This is a genomic window from Peribacillus sp. B2I2, from assembly GCF_041261685.1.
Classification (GTDB): domain Bacteria; phylum Bacillota; class Bacilli; order Bacillales; family DSM-1321; genus Peribacillus.
In genome coordinates, this window is sequence record NZ_JBGCCB010000001.1 from 4,106,571 (window position 1) to 4,132,740 (window position 26,170).

27 protein-coding genes are annotated in these 26,170 nt (G+C 42.6%); 4 read left to right on the plus strand and 23 right to left on the minus strand.

The genetic code is table 11. The features are described 5' to 3' along the window. Positions 1 to 24 precede the first annotated feature (24 nt). Positions 25 to 597: a YtxH domain-containing protein gene (locus tag ABIE66_RS20265; protein WP_289326044.1), complete on the minus strand. Its 573-nt coding sequence runs from the start codon at positions 595 to 597 to the stop codon at positions 25 to 27. Positions 598 to 644: 47 nt separating this feature from the next. Continuing rightward, positions 645 to 1,154 carry a DUF948 domain-containing protein gene (locus ABIE66_RS20270; protein ID WP_289326045.1) on the minus strand — a complete coding sequence of 170 codons (510 nt, stop codon included), beginning with the start codon at positions 1,152 to 1,154 and terminating at the stop codon, positions 645 to 647. Positions 1,155 to 1,379: 225 nt separating this feature from the next. Here ABIE66_RS20270 and ABIE66_RS20275 point away from each other — a divergent pair, with 225 nt between their 5' ends. Further along, positions 1,380 to 2,492, plus strand: a complete 1,113-nt coding sequence (locus ABIE66_RS20275; protein WP_370016067.1) for an aminopeptidase — start codon at positions 1,380 to 1,382, stop codon at positions 2,490 to 2,492. A 56-nt stretch (positions 2,493 to 2,548) separates the two neighbouring features. Here the strand turns inward: ABIE66_RS20275 and murC are convergent, their stop codons facing one another. From murC to ABIE66_RS20310, 7 genes are all read right to left on the minus strand, one after another. Further along, positions 2,549 to 3,853: a UDP-N-acetylmuramate--L-alanine ligase gene (gene murC, locus ABIE66_RS20280; RefSeq protein ID WP_370017088.1), complete on the minus strand. Its 1,305-nt coding sequence runs from the start codon at positions 3,851 to 3,853 to the stop codon at positions 2,549 to 2,551. Between the two features lie 284 nt (positions 3,854 to 4,137). Continuing rightward, the gene (locus ABIE66_RS20285) at positions 4,138 to 6,048 is read right to left on the minus strand and encodes a DNA translocase FtsK (protein WP_483313979.1); all 1,911 of its coding nucleotides are present in this window, start codon (positions 6,046 to 6,048) and stop codon (positions 4,138 to 4,140) included. A gap of 13 nt (positions 6,049 to 6,061) precedes the next feature. Continuing rightward, a complete protein-coding gene (locus ABIE66_RS20290) occupies positions 6,062 to 6,958 on the minus strand; it encodes a hypothetical protein (protein WP_370016068.1) in 897 nt (298 codons plus the stop codon). Positions 6,959 to 7,396: 438 nt separating this feature from the next. After that, complete coding sequence (locus ABIE66_RS20295; RefSeq protein ID WP_289327365.1) at positions 7,397 to 8,584, minus strand: amidohydrolase; 1,188 nt, start codon at positions 8,582 to 8,584, stop codon at positions 7,397 to 7,399. Positions 8,585 to 8,752: 168 nt separating this feature from the next. Then, positions 8,753 to 9,559, minus strand: coding sequence for a DUF1444 domain-containing protein (locus ABIE66_RS20300; RefSeq protein WP_289326048.1), 807 nt, complete (start codon positions 9,557 to 9,559; stop codon positions 8,753 to 8,755). A gap of 50 nt (positions 9,560 to 9,609) precedes the next feature. Further along, a complete protein-coding gene (locus ABIE66_RS20305) occupies positions 9,610 to 9,921 on the minus strand; it encodes a thioredoxin family protein (protein ID WP_134783638.1) in 312 nt (103 codons plus the stop codon). Between the two features lie 119 nt (positions 9,922 to 10,040). Continuing rightward, positions 10,041 to 10,547, minus strand: coding sequence for a hypothetical protein (locus tag ABIE66_RS20310; RefSeq protein ID WP_370016069.1), 507 nt, complete (start codon positions 10,545 to 10,547; stop codon positions 10,041 to 10,043). 123 nt (positions 10,548 to 10,670) lie between these two features. Between ABIE66_RS20310 and ABIE66_RS20315 the strand changes: the two genes are divergently transcribed. After that, a complete protein-coding gene (locus ABIE66_RS20315; protein WP_289326051.1) occupies positions 10,671 to 11,120 on the plus strand; it encodes a YtoQ family protein in 450 nt (149 codons plus the stop codon). Positions 11,121 to 11,239: 119 nt separating this feature from the next. On the opposite strand, the gene ABIE66_RS20320 is transcribed toward ABIE66_RS20315, so the two are convergent. The 3 genes from ABIE66_RS20320 to ABIE66_RS20330 all read right to left on the minus strand — a co-directional run bounded on the left by ABIE66_RS20320 (position 11,240) and on the right by ABIE66_RS20330 (position 13,936). After that, positions 11,240 to 12,109, minus strand: coding sequence for an AraC family transcriptional regulator (locus ABIE66_RS20320; RefSeq protein WP_289326052.1), 870 nt, complete (start codon positions 12,107 to 12,109; stop codon positions 11,240 to 11,242). A 159-nt stretch (positions 12,110 to 12,268) separates the two neighbouring features. Further along, entirely contained in the window at positions 12,269 to 12,781 is a 513-nt protein-coding gene (locus tag ABIE66_RS20325; RefSeq protein WP_370016070.1) for a DUF84 family protein, read from the minus strand. 81 nt (positions 12,782 to 12,862) lie between these two features. Then, the gene (locus ABIE66_RS20330) at positions 12,863 to 13,936 is read right to left on the minus strand and encodes a M42 family metallopeptidase (protein ID WP_289315318.1); all 1,074 of its coding nucleotides are present in this window, start codon (positions 13,934 to 13,936) and stop codon (positions 12,863 to 12,865) included. A 176-nt stretch (positions 13,937 to 14,112) separates the two neighbouring features. Here ABIE66_RS20330 and ABIE66_RS20335 point away from each other — a divergent pair, with 176 nt between their 5' ends. Then, positions 14,113 to 14,430, plus strand: a complete 318-nt coding sequence (locus tag ABIE66_RS20335) for a hypothetical protein (RefSeq protein WP_370016071.1) — start codon at positions 14,113 to 14,115, stop codon at positions 14,428 to 14,430. 48 nt (positions 14,431 to 14,478) lie between these two features. On the opposite strand, the gene ABIE66_RS20340 is transcribed toward ABIE66_RS20335, so the two are convergent. Continuing rightward, positions 14,479 to 15,324, minus strand: coding sequence for a YtnP family quorum-quenching lactonase (locus tag ABIE66_RS20340; RefSeq protein ID WP_370016072.1), 846 nt, complete (start codon positions 15,322 to 15,324; stop codon positions 14,479 to 14,481). A gap of 332 nt (positions 15,325 to 15,656) precedes the next feature. Next, on the minus strand, positions 15,657 to 16,295 hold the full coding sequence (gene trmB, locus ABIE66_RS20345; protein WP_289315315.1) for a tRNA (guanosine(46)-N7)-methyltransferase TrmB: 639 nt from the start codon (positions 16,293 to 16,295) through the stop codon (positions 15,657 to 15,659). Positions 16,296 to 16,546: 251 nt separating this feature from the next. Here trmB and ABIE66_RS20350 point away from each other — a divergent pair, with 251 nt between their 5' ends. After that, positions 16,547 to 16,822 (plus strand): YtzH-like family protein, encoded by a 276-nt coding sequence (locus tag ABIE66_RS20350; protein ID WP_289326054.1) that lies wholly within the window; start codon positions 16,547 to 16,549, stop codon positions 16,820 to 16,822. Here the strand turns inward: ABIE66_RS20350 and ABIE66_RS20355 are convergent, their stop codons facing one another. From ABIE66_RS20355 to ABIE66_RS20395, 9 genes are all read right to left on the minus strand, one after another. Further along, complete coding sequence (locus ABIE66_RS20355; protein ID WP_289326055.1) at positions 16,823 to 17,605, minus strand: phosphotransferase family protein; 783 nt, start codon at positions 17,603 to 17,605, stop codon at positions 16,823 to 16,825. Positions 17,606 to 17,897: 292 nt separating this feature from the next. Next, complete coding sequence (locus tag ABIE66_RS20360) at positions 17,898 to 18,281, minus strand: diacylglycerol/lipid kinase family protein (protein WP_370016073.1); 384 nt, start codon at positions 18,279 to 18,281, stop codon at positions 17,898 to 17,900. After that, on the minus strand, positions 18,265 to 18,858 hold the full coding sequence (locus ABIE66_RS20365) for a diacylglycerol/lipid kinase family protein (RefSeq protein ID WP_370016074.1): 594 nt from the start codon (positions 18,856 to 18,858) through the stop codon (positions 18,265 to 18,267). The genes ABIE66_RS20360 and ABIE66_RS20365 overlap by 17 nt, the downstream gene beginning before the upstream one ends. Further along, positions 18,839 to 19,846: an NERD domain-containing protein gene (locus ABIE66_RS20370; protein WP_370016075.1), complete on the minus strand. Its 1,008-nt coding sequence runs from the start codon at positions 19,844 to 19,846 to the stop codon at positions 18,839 to 18,841. Before ABIE66_RS20370 ends, ABIE66_RS20365 begins: the two co-directional genes overlap by 20 nt. 20 nt (positions 19,847 to 19,866) lie before the next feature. Continuing rightward, the gene (thpR, locus tag ABIE66_RS20375; protein ID WP_370016076.1) at positions 19,867 to 20,424 is read right to left on the minus strand and encodes an RNA 2',3'-cyclic phosphodiesterase; all 558 of its coding nucleotides are present in this window, start codon (positions 20,422 to 20,424) and stop codon (positions 19,867 to 19,869) included. 269 nt (positions 20,425 to 20,693) lie between these two features. Next, positions 20,694 to 21,932 carry an Nramp family divalent metal transporter gene (locus tag ABIE66_RS20380; protein ID WP_353957920.1) on the minus strand — a complete coding sequence of 413 codons (1,239 nt, stop codon included), beginning with the start codon at positions 21,930 to 21,932 and terminating at the stop codon, positions 20,694 to 20,696. A gap of 301 nt (positions 21,933 to 22,233) precedes the next feature. After that, on the minus strand, positions 22,234 to 23,088 hold the full coding sequence (dat, locus tag ABIE66_RS20385; protein ID WP_370016077.1) for a D-amino-acid transaminase: 855 nt from the start codon (positions 23,086 to 23,088) through the stop codon (positions 22,234 to 22,236). Between the two features lie 21 nt (positions 23,089 to 23,109). Next, the gene (gene pepV / locus ABIE66_RS20390; RefSeq protein WP_370016078.1) at positions 23,110 to 24,522 is read right to left on the minus strand and encodes a dipeptidase PepV; all 1,413 of its coding nucleotides are present in this window, start codon (positions 24,520 to 24,522) and stop codon (positions 23,110 to 23,112) included. 153 nt (positions 24,523 to 24,675) lie between these two features. Next, positions 24,676 to 26,016: an MATE family efflux transporter gene (locus tag ABIE66_RS20395; protein ID WP_370016079.1), complete on the minus strand. Its 1,341-nt coding sequence runs from the start codon at positions 26,014 to 26,016 to the stop codon at positions 24,676 to 24,678. Between the last annotated feature and the right edge of the window lie 154 nt (positions 26,017 to 26,170).

Here is a 26,170-nt window from a genome sequence, read left to right on the forward strand (position 1 = left end):
TCCCCATCAAAGGAATGTAAGAGTTTATTTTTTAAGGTTATTCTCTGTTTCATCAAATGCCTTTTTCGTTTCATCGAGTTTTAATTTTGCCGTATTCTTGTTACCGCTTGTAGGATCGGCAGGGTTATTTTCCAGGTCGTTGCCGTTAGCAAAATTCGTTTCAACGGATACGATAGGAGAATCGGAAGTTCCCGTTACATCTATATCTTTATTGCTCGAATTTGTCGTATCATCAGCCGCGTTGCCGTTTTCTTTTCCCGTTTTCAAGCTTTTCACTTTATTGACGATATCTGAAGATTTAGTTGAAACGATTTCCGTGACAGAGCTTGTTTTTTCTTTTGCAGTATCAGCAAGCACTGTTCCTTTTTCCATCGCGGTTTGTCTTAATTTTTCTGTTTTCTCTGAAATGTTTTTAGCTTGTTCATTGAAATCATTCCTTAATTCCTTGCCTGTTTTCGGAGCCATGAACAAAGCTGTAGCCGCTCCGATCATCCCGCCGATTAAGGCGCCAATCATAAAGTCCTTAGAATTGATCGAGTCGCGTTCGTCCTCATATGATTTCTGATAGTCCTTTGCCGGAAATTCTTTTTGAGTCATAATACATTCCCCTTTCAATTTTCAGTTCATTTTTATTTAACTAGATTTTAAGATCTAGAACGTAAAAACCTTTTTTTAGGTAGGTTATCTGTTTCCAGTGCTTCCCTTTCTAACTCCGCCCTTTCAGTTGGGGTCGGGGCAGCCTGTTTGCTTCTGGTTTTCCATTTGTCCCTAATCTCCATGGCTACATTACTCCATTGTACAATTTGTGAGATTCGTTCTTGATTATTATCAATCTCAGCCTGTACTTTATGAGAAACCTTTTGGATGGAAGAATTGAAGCTAGAGATGGATGTACCTACATCCTTCACGGCATCCACCACTGTGTTCAGGTTTTCTGACTTTTGCTGCAAGTCTTCAGCCAACGTATTCGTTTTATGTAATAGCTGGGTAGTTTCGAGCGTTATGCCCTGCATTTGGCTCTCTAGTCCTGTCAGCGTCCGGGCCACACTGTCCAGGGTTGTTTGAAGTGATGTCAGTACCTTTGTCAGGAAAATAACAAGGACCAGGAAAGCTATCGCTGCAACAGCAGCACTTACGTATAAAATAATCTCCATTGGAACACCTCCGAAAAATCGACTTATTTAGTAGCTGTTAGTTATTAATTACCCCTTCCTGATTATTATAAACGTATTTATTTTTTCAATATACCCTATCAAACCCTAATCTGGAAATATTGTTGTCTGTATCCAGTTCCTCCATGAAATTCATGGGTGACACTTATGGCAGGAAATCGGGTATGATAGAAACATAAGTCGAATTTAAACAATGGAGGTATTTTTATGAAAGATCCCAGAATTGAAACATTGGCCAAAAACTTAATCAATTACTCAGTAAAACTTCAAAAAGGTGAAAGAATCTTGATCGAAAACTTTGGATTGCAGCGTGAACTTGTTAACGCGCTTGTGAATGAAGCCTATGCAGCAGGTGGTTACCCATTCGTCCTTTTAAAGGATCACCAAGTGGATCGTGCCTTGTTGATGGGTGCCAAAGAAGAACAGTACAAGATGATGGGTGAGTTTGAAGCAAACGTAATGAACCAGATGGATGCCTATATCGGGCTTCGTGCCGGGGATAATATCAATGAACAATCCGATGTCCCTTCAGAAAAGATGGCGATTCATGGACAGACAGTCGGTAAAGTACATAGAAATATCCGCGTGCCAAAAACAAAATGGGTCGTTCTTCGCTACCCGACAAATTCGATGGCCCAATTAGCCAAAATGAGCACAGAAGCATTCGAAGACTTTTATTTCGAAGTCTGCAACCTCGACTATGGCAAAATGAGCGCAGCAATGGACAACCTTGTTGAATTGATGGATAAAACGAATAAGGTCCGCTTAACTGGGCCCGGTACGGACTTAACCTTCTCCATCAAAGACATTAAAGCCATCAAATGTGCAGGTGAGCTGAACATTCCTGACGGTGAAGTATATACGGCTCCAGTTAAAGATTCCATCAATGGAGTGATTTCGTATAATACTCCGTCCCCTTATCAGGGTTTTACTTTTGAAAACGTGAAGTTAACATTCAAGGATGGAAAAATCGTTGAAGCGGTCGCGAATGATACGGAACGCATCAACAAAATTTTTGATACTGACGAAGGCGCACGATATGTCGGTGAATTTGCAATTGGTGTAAATCCTTATATTCTACATCCGATGCAAGATATCCTCTTTGATGAAAAAATTGATGGAAGTTTTCATTTCACTCCCGGACAATGTTATGATGATGCCTTTAACGGAAATCATTCAGACATTCACTGGGACCTGGTCAATATTCAACGCCCTGAATATGGCGGCGGGGAAATCCATTTTGATGACGTCTTGATACGTAAGGACGGACGCTTCGTTTTACCGGAACTGGAAAATTTAAATCCAGAAAATTTAAAATAAAAAAATACCAATAAAAAAACGACCGACCCGCACTAACTAACGGATCGGTCGTTTTTTTATTTTACCTGCAGTGAATGCTCGTAGGCTGCTTGGAATTTTTGAATGTCCCCCGCACCCATGAATAACACGACACTGTTTTCATGTTTTTGCAATATTGATGTTGTGTTCTCCGTAATCAGCTCGGCACCGGGAATTTTATCTTGAAGATCCTCAATCGATAATTTCCCTTGATTTTCACGAGCAGATCCAAAAATTTCACATAAGTATACTTTGTCGGCCAAATTCAAACTGTCAGCGAATTCATCCAGGAATGCTTGCGTTCTCGAGAAAGTATGCGGCTGGAATACCGCTACAACTTCACGCTCTGGATACTTTTGGCGAGCAGAGTCAACAGTTGCCGAAATTTCAGTCGGATGATGCGCATAATCATCAATGATGATCTGACTTCCGATTTCCTTTTCGGAGAACCGGCGTTTAACTCCGCCAAAAGTCCGCAATTGGGCTTTCACAGCTTCCGTATCCAAGTTTTCATATTTACAAAGTGCAATGACACCAAGTGCATTCAACACATTATGCTTTCCAAAAGTAGGAATAGTGAATGTATCATAGTAATTGTTCCTTACGTGCACATCAAAAGTGGTGCCATCCGGAGTGACGGAAACATTTTTCGCTTGAAAATCATTTCCTTCTGCAAATCCGTAAAAAATAACCGGTACTTTCGCCTGAATATGTGGTAAATGCTCATCATCCCCGCACGCAATAATGCCTTTGTTGACTTGAAGGGCCATCGTTTGGAAAGCCTCGAACACGTCTTCGACATTGGCGTAGTAATCAGGATGATCAAAATCGATATTCGTCATGATTGCATAATCCGGATAATATGAAAGGAAATGACGGCGATATTCACATGCTTCGAATACGAAGTAATCAGAATTCGCGATTCCCTTACCCGTTCCATCCCCAATCAAGAAGGATGTCGGTTTAGCGCCCCCCATTACATGGGCCAATAAGCCGGTCGTCGATGTTTTACCATGCGCTCCCGTAACGGCCACGCTGATAAAGTTTTTCATGAAATCACCTAGGAAACGGTGATAACGGATGATCGGCAAACCAAGTTCATTTGCCTTCACGATTTCCGGATGACTATCCGGAAACGCATTTCCTGCAATGATGGTCATTCCAGTTTGAATATTTTCCTCGTTAAAAGGAAGGATTTTAATCCCGGCTTTTTCTAATGCCAATTGTGTAAAAAATTCTTTTTCGTAATCGGAACCCTGCACTTCAATATTCATATCATGCAGTATTTGTGCAAGAGCACTCATACCCGACCCTTTAATTCCCACAAAATGGTAAGCAGTCATAAAGCGAACCTCCACCAATCGTCTACCTGTATGACAGTATATGACGTCATCTTTTATTTGTTTTTTCATTACGAGACTTGTTAGAAACGCAATTTCTTCTTTGGTTCTTCATGCATATATTTTCAATCATTCATAACAAAAAACTATTATATCACTTTTTTATCCATTCATCCATGTCAGGCAGATGCCAATTTATCAAATCATTGTTTTTTTCCTCAATTAAGGTGATAATAACGGGTTTTCACCCTTTCACATTATATACAATTTCCTTTTAATAGGTTCTCTTAATTAACATGTAAAAATTCAAGTTCTTCTTCCGTAATCAAAACATCCCTGGGCCTTGAGCCCCTGGATTCGGAAACGACTCCCTGCTGCTCCATCATTTCTATTAAACGCGCTGCACGGTTATAACCGACACGGAAGCGCCTTTGTACACTTGATGCAGAAGCAGCCTGTTGGCTCACGACGAATTCGCATGCCTCGAAAAACAGTTCATCCGCTTCTTCCGTGACCTGTGCCCTGTTCAACAAGTCTTCCTGTTCAAACAGATAGTTCGGTTGCTGCTCCAATTTGACATGGTTTACGACTTGATCGATTTCTTCATCACTAACAAAAGTCCCTTGCAGGCGCACCGTTTTTGAAGAGCCGTTTTCAGCAAATAACATATCTCCTCTTCCCAACAGTTTTTCTGCACCACCGCTATCGATGATTGTACGGGAGTCGACTTGTGAAGAAACCGAAAAAGCGATCCTTGTCGGGATATTTGCCTTGATCAATCCAGTTATGACATCGACAGAAGGTCTCTGAGTGGCTACAATCAAATGAATGCCACAGGCACGGGCCTTTTGGGCAATCCGGCAAATCGCTTCTTCTACATCAGCAGGCGACATCATCATTAGATCCGCAAGCTCATCGATGATCACCAGGATATAAGGCAGCTTGCTTGAATATTGACCTGCTTTTTCCGCTTGGTCATTAAAGCGGGTGATATCACGTACACCGGCATGTACAAACAATTCATAACGCCGTTCCATTTCCTCAACCGCCCATTTCAACGCAGCCGTAGCGGCTTTTACATCGGTTATGACTGGACTGACCAAATGCGGGATTCGATTATATGGGGCAAGCTCGACCATTTTCGGATCGATCAACAGTAATTTCAACTCCTGCGGCGTCGCTTTATAAAGCAAGCTGACCAACATCGTGTTGATACAGACGCTTTTCCCCGATCCCGTTTGCCCGGCTATCAATCCATGCGGCATCTTTCTCAAATCCGTGATAATAGGCTGACCGGATATATCGAGGCCTAAAGCCACGGCAAGCGGTGATTCATGCTCTTGAAACTCAGTACTTTCCAAAACCTCGCGCAAAAATACCGGCTTGCTCTTCCTATTTGGAATTTCGATGCCAATTGTATGTTTACCCGGGATAGGCGCTTCCATCCTCATATCCTGAGCGGCAAGGCTCAATTTGATGTCATCCATCAGGTTCGTCACCTTATTCACCTTCACTCCGGGTTCCGGATGCACCTCGAAACGAGTTACTGCCGGTCCTTGCGTGACATTGACGACCTTTGCACGGACATTGAAATTTTTCAACGTCTCATCAAGTAATAAAGTCTGTTCCTCGAGCCATTCATCATCATGTACAGCATAGGTGGGAGGCGTCAGCAACTCGATATCCGGAAACACATAGTATGGATTATCATTGGCTTCCACGGAGCAAAACACTTCGGGGGTTTCGCTCTGCTTAGCTTCTGCTGCCGCCTCTATATAAGCCGGTTCTTGATTTACATTTTCAGAAATGGGAGATCCCTGTTCGAAAGACTTTGCTGGGACCGGGTTCGAACCGATATTGGATTCAACTGTATTTTCAGGCACGGCAACCGTCTCGGTTCCATGCTTAGTGTCCACTAACGTTGGCTGAATGACCGGAGTCTCCTCCTCTTTAAACATCACTTTGCCTTCCTCTGATTTCCGTTCAGGGATGGAGGATGGTTTCGCTTGTCCCGCTTCCGTTTCAGCAGCGTTAATCAGAGATCGTTTATCAGATGATGCTACTCCAATTTCGACATCAGGGCTTTTTTTTTCCGGCATCATTTTATTGATGAACCCATTTTTTTCCCTATCTTGCTTAAGCATCATCACATTAAATGGGATATGTTTTTTCGGACGTTTAGTCTGTTCTTCCGGCATTGCCTCTGATGGATCACTTTCCGGTTGTGCCCCTTGACTGACGGATGGCTGAGGTGATTTTACAGTGACCTCCCCAGGAACCCGAAATAGCTTCAGGCGTTGTTTCGTCCACCTGTTCCATGATGGAAACAGCGACTTCGCGTCCAAAATCAACTTGGTCCTGTTCATAAGCCTCTTTTTCTACTGCTGGCTCATCTATACCAGGCTCGCTTACTGCTTCTTCAGGCGGTGACTTAATGGAATTCTTACGAAAGAAAGCGGGTATCTCCGAACCTTCCCTTTTTTCTTCCGTTTGTTCTGGTACAAGGACGGATGGCTCTATCGTCAATTCCTCATTGGCTTTTGGGATTTCAGGGATGGATATCGGAATCTCAATATCGGGTTCTTCTTTTTTACGGACCGGCATTTTACTTTCCAATTCATATTCGACAATTTCTTCAGTAGGGACTATTTTTTTTTCCGGGCGACGGAATCCATAAATGGGTGAAGGGATTTCCGTTGGGCGGAATGGAGTATTCGACGGGACTATTTTAGGGATTTGCTCCCGATCGAAGTTTCTCCGTTTTGGTTCAGGATCCCTCACAGGCCTTTTCGTTTCTTTGGCCGCGTTCCCCTGTTTGGGTTCGTGATCTTCCCTGTTTCTTTCCCTAGGCTTTCTTTTGTTCTGCTCCCGGTCAGGGATGAGCGGAAACTTGAACTGTCCTTTTGGATATTGAAACAGGATTTTCGTATCAGGATCTGGAGTCTGTGACATTTTTTCCACTGTTTGATTGTAAACTTTTATTTCTTCTTTCTTTGACTTTGCAAGCTTCGAAAAATCCATATTCCTTAATGTCTCTTCATCAAGCGGTTCATCTATAATAATTTCTTCGATTTCAATAATTTCCTCTGCTTGGAACCATTTTTTCATCTTATTTAGCCATTTCAAACCTATCACTCTTTCTACATCTGTAGTTATGTAACTAATTCTACCAGTTATTTTTAAAATATCGAGAAAATTTGGGATTTGTATCTACTTTTTTAATCGTATTCTTTACCAACTCTACGTATTTCGCAGAACTCCTACCCTACTAAACCCCTTCTGGAATGAGTTTAAACCTATCCATCGCGAAATAACATTAGCCCCTAGTCTACTATTTAAATAAAACACCGCTGTTAAATCGCGTTTACAAAGAGATTAAGTTTTCATGCAGCCCAGGATGAAAGCTGGTCATTTCATTGCATCATCCTTCACGAAACCTCCTGTGGCATCCAAATAACGGCTGAAACCTATAAAACACCGTTCGTTAATACTGAACGGTGTTTGTGGGTTCAAGCGTTTTTTTTTTGCAAACCAAGACCAATGGCACTAAGCCCAATCATAAAAACTGCATACAACCTGCGCCACTGATTTGGAAGCAATCAAAATGGCATCTTCATCAATGTCGAATTTAGGATGGTGATTGAAATATGGCTTTTCCACCCCTTTCGGTTTACAGCCAATGTAAAAGAAGCAGCCAGGAATCTTTTCCGCATAATACGAAAAATCTTCTGAACCTGAGAATACCGGAAATTCCACGACCTTCTTAATATCTTTATCATGCATGCTTTCCAGGCTATTTTTCACGAATCCAGTCAGTTCAGGGTCATTATATAACGGAGGATAATCAGGCACATAGGTAAGTTCGCACTGAACATCAAATTCCGTTTCCACCCCTTTGACGATCCGATGGATTTCCTTATCTATCAGCTGTTGGGTCTCTGCTGTCATATAACGGACATCCCCTTCAATTTCTATACGATCCTTTATGACATTAAAGCTTCCTTTTCCATCGAAGGAGCCGATTGTGACTACGCCCATATCAAAGGGGTTCAAGCGACGGCTGATTACGGTTTGTACGGCTGTCACGAAATGGGCGCCTGCCACAATGGCATCATTAGCCATATGCGGGGAGGAACCATGACCGCCTACACCCTTTATCGCTAACTTGAAATAGGTCCGTCCAGCCATCGAATAGCCGCCGCGATACCCGACGACCCCCGCTGGATGCGACGGAAATAAATGGATTCCAAAAACAGCATCCAGTTCATCCAAAAAACCTGATTCCATAATGCTTTTTGCTCCTCCTGGGGGTGTTTCTTCTGCATGTTGATGGATTATTTTGATAGTGCCTGAAAGGGAATCTTTCAACTCGTTGATGCAGTCGGCCAGTACCAATAAATAAGCGGTATGCCCATCGTGTCCGCAGGCGTGCATGACACCTTCATTTTTTGAACGGAATGGGACCTCCGCTTCTTCTGTAATCGGCAATGCATCGAAATCCGCACGGAGACCTATCGTTTTCCCTGGTTTTCCGCCTTCGATCGTTACGATGATCCCTAATCCATTTCCTACATTCGTTTGAATCGACACATCTTTCCCTTTATAAAAATCAATGATATATTGTGCCGTTTTCTCTTCTTTGAAAGATAGCTCCGGATTCTCATGTAAATGACGGCGGATTTGAACCATTTCCTCTTTACGGGCTTCCAGCATGTTCATTAATTTACTTTTCACATTCACGATAATAGTCCCCCTTAATGTTTATTCATAAGGCTTAAAATTTTCTTTCGGTCTGGTAAATTAACTCTATTAAACTTGTATATACTTCTCGATAATAAAACAGGACCGCTGCCAAGATGGAGTTTCCCCAATGCTGACACGGTCCTTATGTTTTGCGATGATTTATTGTTCTCGCTTTTTGTTTTTACCCATAATGAAAATGGGCTCCAACTCATTATCTTCGTAAAGGAATGATAGAGCCGTTATCGGTACATGACCGCTGGCAAAGAAGCTCATGGCCATTTGCGCAAGAATATCATAACCCGTATCATTCTTCACATCGGCAATAATGATGACATCCTGATGCGGAATGGCCACAGCCATGGTCCCCTCGATCTTTTCCTTCATTTCCCGAAGCCAGGATTCATTCAGGATTCTGCTGGCATCATATCCATCATTCGTATTCAAAAAATAAAATGCATTATCCGCGACGATATCCGACTTCATTTCAGTGGAGAGGGAACGGGCATTGAAAAGGGCAATTTCACGGATTCTGTCACCCTGCCAATTTTCCCGTTGAATCATCTTTTCATCTATAAGACGGTAGGTTTTTCCTAAATCAAGGGCATAAAAAACCCGGGTTTCAGCCGTATGCTCATCGAATAAAAATGGATTTCCTTCTTCCGATTCCATTGGAAAGGAGGTAGAGCGGATGACTGGGAAAATGAATTTCTCCTTGCCTTCCATGCTGTGTTCTTCCCCCATCACATTCAGGGCCTCTTCCACGTAATAGGTGATTTCATCGATGGCTTTTTCCTGTACGTTTTCATAGTTAGCAAGTACAGGAGGCAGCTCGATGGTGATCCCCTTCCCGGTCTTCACATTTTCCACGCGTAACGTATCTTGCTTGCTATCGAATTTGAAAGTCCGATTATCATCTTTTAACCGTTCCTTCAAGATATTTTTCAGCTTTGTGCTGTCCATTTTCATGGTTGACCCTCCTCTTCATTGAAAAATCCCCAGCGAGAAGGGGAAATTGATTATAGTGATTGTATGAATTCCTCAATTTGTTCTTGTGTTTTGCGATCCTTGCTCACGAATCTACCTAGCTCTTTGCCATTATCATAAGCGATGAAACTTGGTATTCCGAATACATCATTAGCTGCACAGACATCGATGAATTCATCACGGTCCACATAAATGAATGTGAAGTCAGGAAATTTCGTTTCAATCTCCGGCATAATCGGTTCGATTACACGGCAATCTCCACACCATGTCGCCGAAAAAAGAAAAATATGTTTGCCTTCATTTTTTAATGCATCATATTGCTCAATGGTTTGTAACTTTTCCATTTGAATATTCCTCCTGCTCTATATGTCACCTTAGTTTTTATAATCCCATCATACCAGACTCTCCGCGAATCAACCATTAATACGGATCGGTTGAATGACCGGGAAATTGGGGAGTTATCTTATTTCTGGGGCACGGATGATACGATTTCCATCATCTGTTTCGCATCGGTTTTTAAATGGTCTTTATCCGTTTCGGTTGTCAGCTTGACCCCACCGATCCCCACTGCAAGCTCATACTTTTCTTTCGGTATCTCTTTAATCGAGATAAAGCCGAATTTATCATCAGTTTGAAAGGAATGCAGCACCAAATATTGATCTCCTTGTTCCTTTATCGCCAAATATAAAACGGAGCTGTCTTCTTTTTCATTCGGATTGACAAATAATATATAAGCCTTATCACCTTTTTGTAAAATCAAATTATTATCATGTTCTTCCACTACCCTATATTCCTTTGGCAGATGGACTTGAATAAGCCCTGCCTCGAGATTGGGCTGTTTTTCATCGTCACGAAAAGCCACTTCAGCAGCCTTCATTGCCTTTTCGGTTTGTCTCTCGATACCTGAGCAGCCAACAAGCAAACTGCTTATTAACAGGAAAACAAGAAATTTCTTATTCGATAAAGCCATCTTCATTCCTCCAGCCGTCTCTTTTATTCACTTATGGATACTATTATCCTTATTTATGGAATTCATCCATTTTCTAAAAAACATGATACAATGAAAACAATTTAAATACCGAGGAGGAAAACAATGAAATTAACCGTGTATCTTGCTGGGGAGATCCATTCAAGTTGGAGAAGTGAGTTGAGAGATAAGGCTTCTGCACTGAAGCTTCCTTTAGAATTCGTCGGTCCGATGGAGAACCATGAACGCTCCGATAATATCGGTGAAGATATTCTCGGAGAACAGCCGAACCCTATTCTGAAGGATGCGGCCGCTTCCCAAATCAATAATTTGCGGACAGGTCTTTTGATGAAAAAAGCTGATCTTGTCGTCGCCCTGTTTGGAGAGAAATATAAACAGTGGAATACTGCCATGGACGCAAGCACCGCCCTTTCCCTGGGTAAACCGCTTATTTTGATTCGCCCGGAATCCCATCACCATGCCTTAAAGGAATTATCGGAAAAAGCGAGTGTAACGGTCGAATCCGTGAACCAAGCCATGAAGGTGCTTTCTTATATTTTTGAAGAAGGGTTATAAATCTCCCGCCGAAGGAGTTTCCCCCTTATATCAATAACGAGAAACGGTCTTTACCCAAATAAAAAGCTTGTAGGGAAAATTACCCTACAAGCTAAAAGCAAATATTTATGGGTTGAAACTTATCCCTTTTTAATAGGAATCCAAATTTCCGAGTAATAGTCAGGGTTTGAAGCGTCATCATTCGCGTATACTTCCATTTCGGGAGTTCCGGCATGTTCATAACCGCTGGTAGGGAACCATTCGGAGAAGACTTGCTTCCAAGCCTTTTGAATGGCATCCGGCATAGGTCCGTGAACTTCAAATACGACCCACTTGGAAGCCGGTATCGTAAGGGTTGAAAACTCTTCAGGCACTTTCCCGGCATACTCTGCACCTATCCAATAATCCATCGTTTCATTTTTTTCCACTGCCCGCTTATCGACACATACACCAATCAAGCCATCTATTTGGCCATTGTTCAACTTTCCTAACCTATCGCTGGTTCCATCCGTATTCACTTTATCCCACAACATCGGGATCCCAACCAAATTCTCTTCATTGACCAAGGAAAACTCTTGCTTGATCCCGATCAATTGAAAGGAATCCCTTTCGAGGATATTGTATTTCATCGGTTTTGCCCCTTTCAAAATCACCTGTATCACCAGGCGTTCATAGAATTTCAGCTTCCCCATACACTTTCGTGCTTCGCTTGGAGATACTCCATGCTGCCTTCGGAAAGCTTTTGAGAATGCCTCGGGAGTGTCATAGCCATACTTGTAGGCTAAATCAATGACCTTGCCATTTGTGGATGAAATTTCTTGGGCCGCTAAGGTCAGTCTTCGACGCCTGATATATTCACCAATGGAAATATCCGTTAAAATGGTGAATGTCCGTTGAAAATGAAAAGCTGAGGCATTCGCCTGCCTGGAAATACTCTCGATTGTCAGGTCCTCCAATAAGTGCTCCTCGATATACTCGATTGCCTTTTGGATTGATTCAACCCACCCCATTCCGCTCACCCCTTGTCATCTATACTAGCAACCCCACTCATTAAAATCCTGTCAGATTCTGCTCTGTTTTGGCAGTGTTCTTTTTCCTGATTCGAACCGACATTGTACTCTTCTATCATCATTCCATGGCTATTTCAGTCATGACATGATTCAAAAATCCTACTTTTTCATTTTCAGCTTATACTCGTGTTGACCCGCAAGCATCCTCATGATATGAAGGAACATTTCCCCCCTGGTGATTCGCTCATTTGTAAACACGCCGATTGCTCCTTCCTTTTTGCTGATATTCTCCTGCATTGTGTAAGCGTCCATCACCGGACCCAACTCTTCACCGTGCAGTAGCTTCCCGGCAACAATTCCGGGCAGCGGGATTCTTGCTCCGCCAGCTACAAAGACCTCACCGTCCCTCGTGGCCATCGCACCCCAATTGCATAGAAACAGGCCTTGCTCCATTTTCACGACACCGCCTTCAAGTCCGATACCGATTTCGGCATCACTATGAATTAAGCAATTCCGGGCACGCGTCATTGCCCCTTCCATCGTTTCCTCATCTGAAAATGGCTGTTCCGAGACACCGCTTTCCACTTGAAGCGATATGATTTCAGCTTCTTCATATACGTCAAGCACTGCCTTTACTTTCGCCGGATTCTTACTGCCTACCGCTATTTTCAATATGGTTACCTTCCTTCCATGTAAAAAAAAGCTGATGGAAAAGGATTCATGACAGCTCCCTTTCCATTTCAGCTTCTTCTATTAACCGTTATTTATCAATGTCTCGAATGTCGTTTTATCACAGGAACGAACCAATTTCCCGATCAGTTCACGTGCAGCGGCATAATCATCAATATGAATCATGGATGCATGTGTATGAATATAGCGGGAACAGATGCCAATCACCCCGCTTGGAATGCCTTCGTTTGCAACATGGACCTTCCCTGCATCCGTGCCGCCTTGGGAAACGAAATATTGATACGGAATGTCATTCGACTCGGCCGTATCAAGGATGAACTCCCTCATGCCGCGATGCGTAACCATCGAACGATCCAAAATACGGAGAAGCGCCCCTTTCCCCAGCTGCCCAAATTCACTTTTACTGCCGGACATGTCGTTCGCAGGACTTGCATCCAAGGCGAAGAAAAGATCCGGTTTGATCATATGAGCTGCTGTTTGCGCACCCCGTAATCCCACTTCCTCCTGCACAGTTGCTCCGGAATAGAGGATATTCGGTAATGTTTCATCTTTTAAATCCTTTAACAATTCAATCGCAAGTCCGCAACCGTAACGGTTATCCCATGCTTTTGCCAGGATTTTTTTCTCATTGGCCATCGGCGTGAACGGACAAATCGGTACAATCTGCTGACCGGGCTTAATACCGATTCTCTTCACATCTTCCTTATCATCCGCCCCGATATCAATCAGCATATTTTTGATATCCATTGGTTTTGAGCGTTGCGATTCATCAAGCAAATGAGGAGGAATCGAACCGATGACACCAATGACCGGCCCTTTATCGGTAATGATTTCGACTCTTTGGGCCAAAAGCACTTGACTCCACCAGCCTCCAAGGGTCTGAAAACGAATCATTCCATTATCCGTTACGGAAGTGACCATGAATCCCACTTCATCCATATGCCCGGCAACCAGTACAGTCGGCCCTTCTTGATTACCTCTTTTTACGCCAAATATTCCGCCAAGGCGGTCTTGGACGATTTCATCCGAATATTTTTCCAGCTCACTCCTCATGAAACTCCGAACTGCATGTTCATTTCCCGAGGCTCCCGGTAATTCCGTCAATGTTTTAAAAAGTTCTAAAGTCTCATGATTCATTTTTCTACCCCTAACCTATGTATTGTTTTATACTATTTTACAGAACTTAGCATCATGTTACACTAGAAAGTTCTAATTTATCAGTTAATGGTTAAAATTTCAAATTATTAGTCAAATAAAGCGTTCTTCTGTATACTAGAAAGAGTGATTGAAAAAATGCAATGGAGGAGAAATCAATGAATTGGAAAACGTTTTTACTAGGTACTGTAGCCGGGTTTGCTGCTGGCTATGCGACAAAACAAATATTGGATCAATCAATTAAACCTTCTCCGGATAAAGTCTTGGCCCAAGTGAAGGAAACAGTCAAAAAGGACGGAAATATATATGGCTCATGGATCTTGATGAAGCCGGAAAACTATACAAAAAATGATTTGGACTATGAAGTGTACAAAGGCGGGATCACTAGAAACACAGAGGGAAAACGCGAGCAATTCGAATTTGTTGCAGATGCCTCTACAGGAACAATATTGGAGCTTAATACGCAAAATGATTGAAACAAAAAGGAGGGCCGTCAAAATGACGTCCTCCTTTTGCTTCCCTGCTTACCGATTCCGTTTCAATTCGGCTATTATCTCTTTACCCGTTACATCCCATTTGATGGCACAGTAGTGGGCATCATGGTAAAAGCTGTACCAGGACCCATTTACCAGTCCGGATTTCATCCACTTTTCCTTCGCTTCGATGGAAGTCATGGGATAGTCGTCATAAGCAAGGACCCAGAGGACATTCGCATGCGCGTGCGTCGGCATGATATCTGCCATGTGAATCAATCTTTCCCCACCATCTTCAATGATGATGATTGCATGTCCATCACTATGCCCCCCTGTATGGATCATTTTAATGCCTTTCGTAATTTCTTGTTCACCTTCAAAAGGACGTACCTGCGAAGCGACAGCCTCCCAGTTTTCTGCCCAATATGTACTTTTTGAACGAATATTCGGCTTTTTCATTTCATTCCATTCAGTTTGAGTCGTAATGATTTCAGCACGCCCGAATACAGGCACCCAAGTTTCACCTTCACGTTTCGTCAAACCGCAGGCATGGTCGAAATGTAGATGGGTCATTAAAATGTAATCGATATCATTTGGTTGAATCCCAAGTCGGCCAAGATCTTCGACAAGACTGGATTCCTCCGTCACCCCAAAATTCCGTCTTTGCTTCTCATTCATCTTTCCATTACCAATACCGGAATCTATAAGCATGTTCAATCCATTTGCCTGCACTAAAATCGGATCAGTACGTAACTCGATTTGGTTATTTTCGTTAACAGGATACTTCTTGGACCAAAGCGGTTTCGGTACAACACCGAACATCGCACCCCCATCCAAGTGAGTCACACCGCCGTTCAACCATGTTAATTTCATTTCCCCTATTTGCATCGTTTCCATTTTACCCCTCCTCTCCTATAGTTTAACACCCACTTCCATATATTGAAATTGATAACAATCATCTCATCCTCGTGAATGCCCCCCTCCCATATCAGACCTTTATGATTTCCCCCAAACGAAAGAGCCATCACAAAGGCAAACATGGTTCATGGTAGACGAAATGGTGGATATATTTCTATCTAAACCTCCGTTGAGTTTCCTTGACATCCTTGCTTATTAACTTTGTTGGACATGTATATGGCAGCATTTAATTGGTGTGAACTTATGAAATTTTATTCGGCTTAAACAAAATAAAAAACCAGATGCTGTGCACCTGGTTTCTGATCGAATGATTATTGGAACATTGCTTCCAAGCGGTATATCCGGTTGCCTTTACTCGAGAACTTTTCTTCATATTCTGTCATGATATTACCTTCAAAACTGCTGTTATGCAGATCAAGGCTTACATATTTCAAGAGCATGCCGTATTCGGAAATACTCTTCAAGGAAGATTCGAATAACCCTTGGTTATCCGTCTTGAAGTGAATCTCGCCTTTGTCTGGCAGGATGCCTTCATATACTTCGAGGAATGTCTTATACGTTAACCGACGTTTTGCATGACGCGATTTCGGCCACGGATCAGAGAAATTCAAGTAGACGCGATCCACGTCACCTTTTGCAAAATATTCCCCTAAGTTCGCTGCGTCAACATTCAACAGCTTTAAATTTGGAACATCCGCTTCAATCAGCAAGTCCAATGCAGCTACAATGACACTTCTATATACTTCAATTCCAATGAAATTCACATCAGGATGGGCTTTTGCCATTTCTGTAATGAAACGGCCTTTCCCCGTACCCACTTCAATATACAACGGATTATCGTTACCGAAAACTTCATGCCATTTACCTTTATGGCTCACTGGCTGCTGAATTACATATTGTGGAAAATCATTCAAACGGTCTTCAGCCCAAGGTTTATTTCTTAAACGCATGATGACACCCCTATTTATAATATAATCGTTCAAACCATAACACGAGTGGATGGATTCCTGCAAGATGATTTTTTCAGGAAAAGCCTGCATGCACCCACTGACAAATAAAAAAACTGCCGGCCATCCAGGCGACAGTCTCTGTAGTTTTCATGTATAAAACTTTCCGCAAAACACACCATAAATAAGTGAAGGGCAGGCGAGAACCACCTGGGAACCCCTTGAATCCATATTTAAGATAGGAGAGGTATTATATGCCGCTTTCCCATGAACATCAAATGTCACTATTAAAAGATATATTAACCAATCATCAAACAGATTGCTGCGGATCCGTTTCTGAATGTGAACAGGTTGAAAGGCTCGTCAAATCCTTAATGGTCAATATGGATATTGACAGCAATGTAAAAACGATACTGACGGAGATTTACGAATATAGCCAGACAGGCATCGGTACCGCCGATTTAGAAGCACATATTTCAACCCACCAGAACGACTTGTCCCAGTGGGTGGATGATATAGATCAATTCTGATCAGCCAACCATCAATATTGCTTCAAGTTTTTGCAGTAATTCATTTCTTTCCTCGTACCGCTTTCTACGATGATGCCATTGGATGGAAAGCACTAGTTGTGAAACCGTGTGCCATTTCATCCTCATCTCCAGGCCTGCGTCAAGCTTCTTGCCGTAACGGGCAAGCCATTGATTCCATTCTTCCCTTGGGACATATGAATACAGGAGTACGCCGAGGTCAATGGCCGGATCGCCAATGACCGCTCCGTCCCAATCAATTAGGAACAATCCGTCGGTTTCGGTCATGAGCCAATTATTATGGTTCACATCACAATGACAGACGACTTTTTCGTCGCATTCAATCAACAGGAGATTATTCTGTAAAAAATGGATGGCCTGCTTGATAATCGGAATATCCGTAACATCCGAAGATAACCCGGTTTCTATGTCTGTAAGTATACTTTCAGGTCGTAAAGGGGATTTCCCAAGCCTTTTGAGCATGCTTAACAAAGGATCGGATTGATGAATTTTTTGAAGCAGCTTTGCGACTCTTATATTGTTCATTTCCTGCTGAGATAGCTCCCTGCCTTCCATCCAATGCTGGGCCGTAATTACATCCCCATTTTCCAGGCGTTTTGTCCACATTAACTTTGGAACAATGCCCTCAGCTGAAAGAACAGCTAAAAATGGCGATGAATTTCGTTTAAGGAAGAGCTTCTGCCCCTCTTTCTCGGCAATAAAGGCTTCTCCCGTAGCTCCTCCAGCAGGGGATATATCCCACTCCTGACCTAATAAATGTTCCAACTGGTTCACCTTCGATTTCCTCGCTTAATCATACAAATGTGGGTACGTTCACCTAGTGTATGTATTACCACTACTTTGAGTCCATGTTTAATAAAAAATCCGCCTGCCGGCGAAGCTGCATTTATACTTGCATCGGGATGATACCCGCAATTAAAAACATCCTCATTTTAGAGAAATAAAAAAATAGCTATTGAGCAATTAAACAATAGCCATAAATTAAATTTTAGTTGAAAAACGGTTTCTTCGTCAAGTACTATAAAACGATTATACGCATAAAACAAAAACAAATAAATCATTTCATATTTTTGTTTGGAATATCATCCTTGAACATGACGCGAATTTTCTCTTTCAGAACCACTGCAGCTACTTCACCCATTCCAACAATTTCCCCATCAGACTGGATTTTCACTGACCCGTGGTTCTTCATTTTTATCCTTTCACCAGAAAAAGAATCAACATTTTTAATGTTTAGGTGACCGCCCCATAAAACGGTGATGAATACGGTCAATAATTTCAACATTGTAATATCATGGACGACAATCACATTCAGACTGCCATCATCCAGCTTTGACATCGGTGAAATATTCATGCCACCGCCAAAGTAGGGCTGGTTCGCAATGACGATGAACCATACCTTTTTCAAAAGATGCCGATTTCCATCAATGATCAATTCCATACAGCTGGGCTGGTAAGAAAATATTTTTTATAAAAATGAACAGATAAATTAATTTACCCGCTCTGACAAAATTAAACCATTTTTTCAGAGGCGAACGGTCTGCTTCAGCTGAAATTTCAGCATCAATGCCCATTCCCAGGCTGTTAATAAAATAACCAACCTTACCATTCGTCTCGAACTGTCCAATATCAACGGCACTAAAGGCGTTATCCTGAAATAGAGAAAGCGCTTCTTCCACACTCTCAGTTTTTTGAATGCCCCTTACATAATCATTGCCAGATCCAGCCGCAAGGGAGCCGATGATTGCATGAGGAAAACCAATCGCGCCATTTATCATTTCATTGACCGTTCCATCTCCCCCGACAGCGATCATCCGGGTTTCCTGATTCGTCCCTGAAAGAATTTCCTTCGTCAATCTTAGCGCATGACCCTTTTCCTCCGTAAAAAAAACCTTATGGGGAACAGCTTTTGAATTCAGTATTTCCTCGGCTTTTTTCCAAATCTTCAAACTCTCTTCATTTCCAGCCATTGGATTGACAATGAAATACAGCGTATCATTAAGGTTCTGCATGCTCATTTTCCTCTGTTTGGTTATATTCAGCATCCCATTCAGGTCGCATGCTCGATGTAGTTTGACAATATTCAAGCAATGCCTGCGCCCCTTTTAGCTGCTGTGCCTTAAGAGGAGATGAAATTGCCCGCATCCTTTCAAACCATTCCGGGAAGGTCCTTTTATCCAATATCGTAATATCATAAGGAGTTTCGGGATAATCCACATAACCATTCCGGGATAGAATCACCTTTTTAATCGGTACGTTCACTTCATAAAGCTCAAATACCCGGGAAACGATGTTCGCCATCCGATTTGCGCCAAGCATGGGGTTGAGCACTTTTTTATCAGGATGCTTATGATGCATGCGGACCCAGAACCGGTCACCCGAACCGATGAAAGCAGCGTTTTCTTCCGCTTCCAGAAAAGTGATGCACCAAGCATCAACAGGGGTCAATAAAATGACATCGACTTCAACTGGTGCATTTTTCAATAGAAAGATAGGTTTATATAATACGAGAAACGTATCCGGAAAACGTTGCAGAAAAAAGCGGAGCCTTTCATCCAAAAAGAATGATTGGTCCACAAATGACTTTTCATGAAGCGTAGAACTTCCCCATTTCATTTGAAAGCGGAGCAATTGATTTAAAAAATTCTGCTTCAATTCATCCAGACTGGCCGGACGGAACGGAAATCTTAATGAAAAAACATTAGTATTTTCAATCTGGTTCGGTATGAGCAGCTCATCTGCCTTTGCGTCCTGTTTTCCTGTCCGGGGGAATATGCCTTTCACCTTTTTAAACAGGCCCTTTGACTCTTCCCGAGGCGTATCAAATTTGACCTGTGTTTCACTTTCAGCATGTTCACTATAGAGCCGATCTAGCTCGCCCGCTTCATAAGCAGCCTTCAATTTATCCCATTGCTGTTTTTTCAACCGGGCAAATTGTGTTGGATATCGATAAATATCCTGCTCATACCGGGAAATATAATCCTGCATCTTTATGAGCTGTGCCATTCGACCACCACCATCTCTCTCTATTTTTGGAGGTTTATCGCGAAAATCTTCTCATATGAAGGAGAAGCTCCAAGATGTGTTTGATATAACGCAACCTGGTCTGCTTCAAAATGCTTATCCTCCAAATCCGCTATCTGCCGGACGCTCTCCAACGAAAAGGGACTTACCCCCTCGAATTTCCTTGCTAGCGTTATATGAGGCTTAAACGGCTTTTTATCAAGTTCAAAACCTGCCCCGACACAGGAATTATAGATTTTCCTTTGAATGGTAAAAAGCCTTTCTTGCTGCTTAACACCTGCCCATAGAATCCTTGGACTATCACTCTTGCCGAAACCGCCGATATCGCCGAGTTCCAAACCGAATGAGGCCTCATTGGCAAGCTCGCTTTCCACACGCCCCAAAGCATCCTTTTTCAATGTATCGGGAGCATTGCCCAAAAAAGCCATCGTAATATGATAATCGGCTGGATGCAGCCATTTCTTAAATGGAAAGTCTAACTTAAGTTGTTCCGTAACAGCATTTAAATAGGACTTGATATCATCAGGTAATACTAAAGCAAAGAAAAAATGAGTATTCATGGTCAAATACATTCCTTCCTATTTTCCCTTTAATTTTACCATATTTCCAATGTATATACCTTTTCATGGACATCCTTATAAATATTCCCTCCATCAAAAAAACTGGTATATTCCCAGTCTTCCATCCTGTGAACGAAGCTATGGCGGATTATTGATACATGCGCAAGGACGGATGATCACGCGTTAGGACGGATTTAAAAACTGCACCCCGATTGTTAGATGTTTTCTAACGATTGGGATGCAGTTCAATATTGGTCTTTTTGTGCCGTTTAGCTGAACAGCGTTTCGTAAAGCAGGAACAAGTTCAGTCCGATGATAAGTACGGCAATAAGCCAAGCAATGCTTGAGGTGATTTTATGATTGACCAGGTTCCCCATGATTTTCTTATTGCTTGTAAACATGATCAATGGCACTAAGGCAAATGCGATGCCAAACGAGAGTACTACTTGGCTCATCACAAGTGCTTTAGATGGATTCACTCCCCATAATATTATCAGCAGAGGCGGAACGGTCGTAATGATCCTTCTCAAATAAATCGGTATATGTCTCTTAATGAATCCCTGCATGACCACATCTCCTGTCATTACACCGACTGATGAGCTGGATAAACCGGCAATTAATAATCCTATTCCAAAAAACATCGCGACTGATGGTCCAAGCATGGCACCGAATTGTTGATAGGCAACATCCAAATCCTCTACAAGCATTCCATTCTTATGAAATAGGGCAGCTGAAACAATGACCATGGCGGCATTGATTCCGCCTGCGATCAACATGGCGATGACAATATCAATTAGTTCAAAACGAAAAATTCTTTTTCTTTCCAAATCGTTTTTACCGACAATTCGCTTTTGAGTTAAAGAGGAATGAAGGTAAATCGCATGTGGCATAACGGTAGCTCCAAGCATACCCGCCGATAGTAATATACTGTCCACTCCCTCGAATTTTGGAGTGAAGAGTCCTAAAACAATGGCTGAAGTGTCAGGTTTTGCATAAAAAACTTGAGCACCAAAGGCAATCACCACAACAAATATCATGACCGTGATCAAGGCTTCGAATGTTCGAAAACCTCTGCGCTGGATTTCCAAAATGGCAAAAGAACCAATCGCTGCAATGATGGCCGATGTAATAAGCGGTAAGTCAAATAACAAATAAATTCCTAGTGCCGCTCCTATGAATTCAGCTAAGTCGGTTGCCATTATAACGGCTTCGGCCTGAATCCATAATAAGAAAGATGTCTTTTTCGAAAATCTCTCCCTGCATAACTCAGGAAGGTTCTTTCCCGTGGCTATCCCCAATTTAGCTGATAGTGATTGAATTAGCACAGCCATTAAATTGGATGCGAAGATAACCCATAATAACGTATAGCCATATTTAGATCCGGCTGTGATATTGGTAGCATAATTCCCTGGATCAATATAGGCAACAGCTGCTATGAAGGCCGGCCCTAGATAGGGAAGCAGTTTTTTGATTCCTCTCGAAGAAGAATGATGCAATACATCGGACATATCTATCTCTACTCCTTTTTACACGCAACTCAAATTGTTGCAACAGGTAAACTTTTTAAGTTATTAGCAAGTATATTCCTGGATCTTGAAAATGTCAAAAAGGAAAATCGGGGAAGTTCAAACTGAATTAAACTGCATAAGGAGGGGGTGAACGGAGGCATGTAAAAAGGGATCCGGACATGATTTATTTCACTTCAGACTTGAAGTCAGGCAATGAAAATGTCTGGACATGCAAGATTCATTCCGAGTAATTGCTGAATAATAAAAACCCCTTGCCGATTGCGGCAAAGGGGACTTTGATCTATTTAAGGGTACCGCATTGCTTCTCGATTTCCTCGGAAAACAGTTTTTGCAGTCTTTGGGTTATCGGACCGGGTTCCCCGGCTGCAATCGATTGGCCATCAATATTAATAATTGGAGTCACTTCGACGCTTGTGCTCGTATAAAGGACTTCATCTGCTGCCATCATGTCCTCGACCGTAAAGGCTTCTTCGACATAGGGAATTCCATGATCTGTGCAAAGTTTCAGCATTACCTGACGGGTGATTCCATTCAGGATCAAGTTGGTGGCCGGATGTGTTTTAATTAGCCCATCCACCACGATTGAAACATTGGACGAACTTCCCTCCGTCACCGTACCATCACGATGCTGGATCGCTTCATCACAACCAGCTTCGACCGCTTGCTGTTTAGCCATTATATTACCCAGTAGATTTAAACTTTTGATATTACAGCGAAGCCAGCGTATATCGTCGGTCGTAACGGCCTTGACCCCTGGCTTCATTTTTCCTGTATAAGGAATTTCCTTGGTATAGGCAACAAAGACCGGTTCCACCTCTGTAGTTGGAAAAGAGTGTGTACGCGGCGATGCTCCCCTTGTCAGCTGCATATAGACGATGCCGTCCTTCAGTTGATCTTCAGTGATCAGCTCTTTCATGCGGGCTTTGATTTCCGCTACAGTAAAGGGAACTTTCATCTGAATCAACTTCGCACTGTCCATCAGCCGGTTCAGATGCATGTCCCCCGCAAATAATTCGCCATTATAAACCCGGATGACTTCATAGACGCCATCGCCGAATTGATATCCCCGGTCTTCAATATCTACCTTTACTTCGGACCTGCTTTTAAGGTCGCCGTTGAAAATGATTTTTCCCATGTCTTTCTCCCTCTTTGCCTCTTATTTAGCCAATTCATGAATGGCACGTGCATAAATGGACGTAGCCTTAAGCATATCTTCAATATCAATATATTCATCTTTCTGATGCGCAATATCTTCGCTGCCAGGGAAAAGCGGACCGAATGCAACGCCTTCCTTCAATGAACGGGCGTAGGTGCCGCCACCAATGGAAAGGAGTTCAGCTTTCTCACCTGTTTCCGCTTCATAAACTTGCTGCAAAGTCTTAATCAAGAAGCTTTCACTGTCCACATAATGCGGAGTGGAATGCGAATTGGTCTTCACTTTCAAAGTATATGCCGCTAACCTATCTTCCAATGCCGCCTTTTCCGCTTCCCACTCAAACGTCACCGGATAACGCATACTGAAACCAATCGAGCTGTCCCCTTGTTTTGAATAATTGAAAACGCCGGCATTGATTGTCAATTCACCTGTTTGCTCATCCGAATATGCAAGGCCTAAATTATTTCCACGGGAATCTTCAAACAAGCGATCCTTGATGAAAGTGAAGTAAGCTTTAGCATGGGGATCAAGAGTAAGATCAGCTAGAAATACGGCTAAATGCAGACCTGCATTAATGCCATTTTTCGGTTCCATCGCGTGTGCCGAAACACCATTCATTTCAAGAAGCACTTGATTTTTTTGTGGAACGGCTTGGCCCTTCAATGAGTATTTTTGCAAATAATCCTGATAGTTTGCCACCACTTCAGCAGGGTTAGCCGCTTCCACAATCGCCGTAGCAAAATCCGGTACCATATTCGTCCTTCTACCTGAAGAAAATTCCTTGACATTCACGTTTGAGTTCGTACCATTTCCTGCATCGGCGGGGTGTATAACCGAGAAATCCCAGATTCCCTTTTCCGCACTGATGATCGGGAAGTCAGCATCCGGCGCGAAGCCCATCGATGGCATTTCCTCCACTTCAAAGTACCGGTCAACGCAGCGCCAGTTCGATTCTTCATCCGTTCCAATGATCATCCTCACACGTTTGTTCAAAGGTTTCCCTAGCTCCCGGACCAGCTTCATTGCATGATAGGCTGCCATCGTCGGCCCTTTATCATCGATTGCCCCACGAGCATATATGCGGCCATTACGGATTTCAGCACCAAACGGATCCGAACTCCATCCATCTCCTTCGGGTACCACGTCGACATGGCATAATATCCCGATTAACTCCTCGCCTTCACCCATTTCAATATGGCCAGCGACATTATCGACATTTTTCACGGTAAAACCGTCTTTTTCGGCTAATTGAAGCATGTAATCAAGGGCTTCCTTCACCCCTTTACCGAATGGGGCCTCCTCTGTCGGATGTTCTTCATCCAGTACACTTTTTATTTTCAGTAAGTTTTGTGTGTCCAGTAATAAGTCCATTTTCCGTTTTTCAACTTCTTCTCGCCAATTCAATTCACTCACAATACGACAACTCCTCTTGTATATATATTTTTCATTTTATCACTTTTACTATCTGATTCGCCAAGCGTAGCTACCTTTTTCTTCGTATTCCCGTATTATTGCTAAGGTCAAACTACCGATAAAATTCCTTATATAAATAAAAAAACACCCTCTTTAATTAAAAGAGGGTGTTTTCAATAGGCTATCTTCATCCATCAACTCTGTTACTTTTCGGTTCAGTCTTGGGATGTATAACGCTAAAAACAAGGAACGTCCTAAACTGAACGCCAGGAATGCAAGCCATAATCCATGATTACCATGGTGAGGGACTGCCATGAATTGGACACATAGAAAGGCCAATAGTGCAAGGAGCATCGAGTTCCTTACAGGAACGGCTTCAGTCGCACCGGTAAACACTCCATAGAAAATGAGTCCGATAAAGGCAGTGAAAGGGAATAGGACAATCCAAAGCCCGTATTCATGGGCCAGGTCGATGACGCCTGGAATATTCGTGAAAAGGAGAATGACCTTATCGCTAAATAAATAGTATGATCCGGCAAGTATGAACGAAGCATACAAGCCCCACCGCGCCGAAAGTGAGAGCGTTTTTTTATAAAGGTGTATATCTCTCGAACCAATGGCCCTCCCAATCAGGAGACTCGACGCGTTCGCGAAGCCATCAAAGCAATAGGCCATCAGGTAATGAATCTGAATGAGTACGGCATTGGCCGCCAGTGTCTCTGTCCCGAAAGTGGCTCCTTTGGCCGTAAAAAGATTGAAAACCGTAATCAGGCAAATGGTCCTGATGAATAAATCCCTGTTGACCACCATCATTTTTTTCAGGGAAGCATGATCGAACGCCTCCCGGAACGAAAAAGCATCAGGTATGATGACCGCTTTCCGAATCACCCACAAGCCCAGGAAAAAAGCGGCAATCTCTGATATCAATGAAGCGGCAGCAACCCCTGATACAGACCATGAAAAGCCATTTACAAAAACGAGGCACAAAATAATATTGATCACGTTCATGAAAACTTGTATGAACAATGATGTTTTTATCCTGGATTTCCCAATTAACCAGCCTAAGATGACATAGTTCAATAATGCAAAAGGTGCCCCCCATATCCGGATGCTGAAGTAATCGGCGGCAAAGGAGGAAACGTTCGATTCCGGACCGATTGCACCTAGGGAAACATTCAATATGGGTTTTTGGATCACGATAAAAAGAAGACCGATGATTGCTGCTATGAAAAAAGGACGAATCAAGGCCATCAGGCTCTGCTTGTCATCCCTTGCCCCCTCAGCTTGTGCAGCGAAGGCAGATGTACTGACCCGAAGAAATCCAAAAAGCCAATACATCGTATTAAAGATAATGGTTCCGACAGCTACCCCACCTATATAAGCGGGATCACTCAACTTTCCAACCACAGCCGTATCAACCGCACCGAGCAATGGTGTACTCATCGTCGAAATCGTAAGCGGAATGGCCAAGGAAAGATACATTCTGTTATTCATAAATGGATGACCCCCTTTTTCATGTCTGAAAAGTTCACAAAACTTTGCATTAAAAGTACAACTTGTTAGGCTATTTTTGATATTGACAATCTACGGAATCAAAATTTGAATATTTGTAGATTGATAGTGACTTCAAATTGAAGCGGTTATTTAA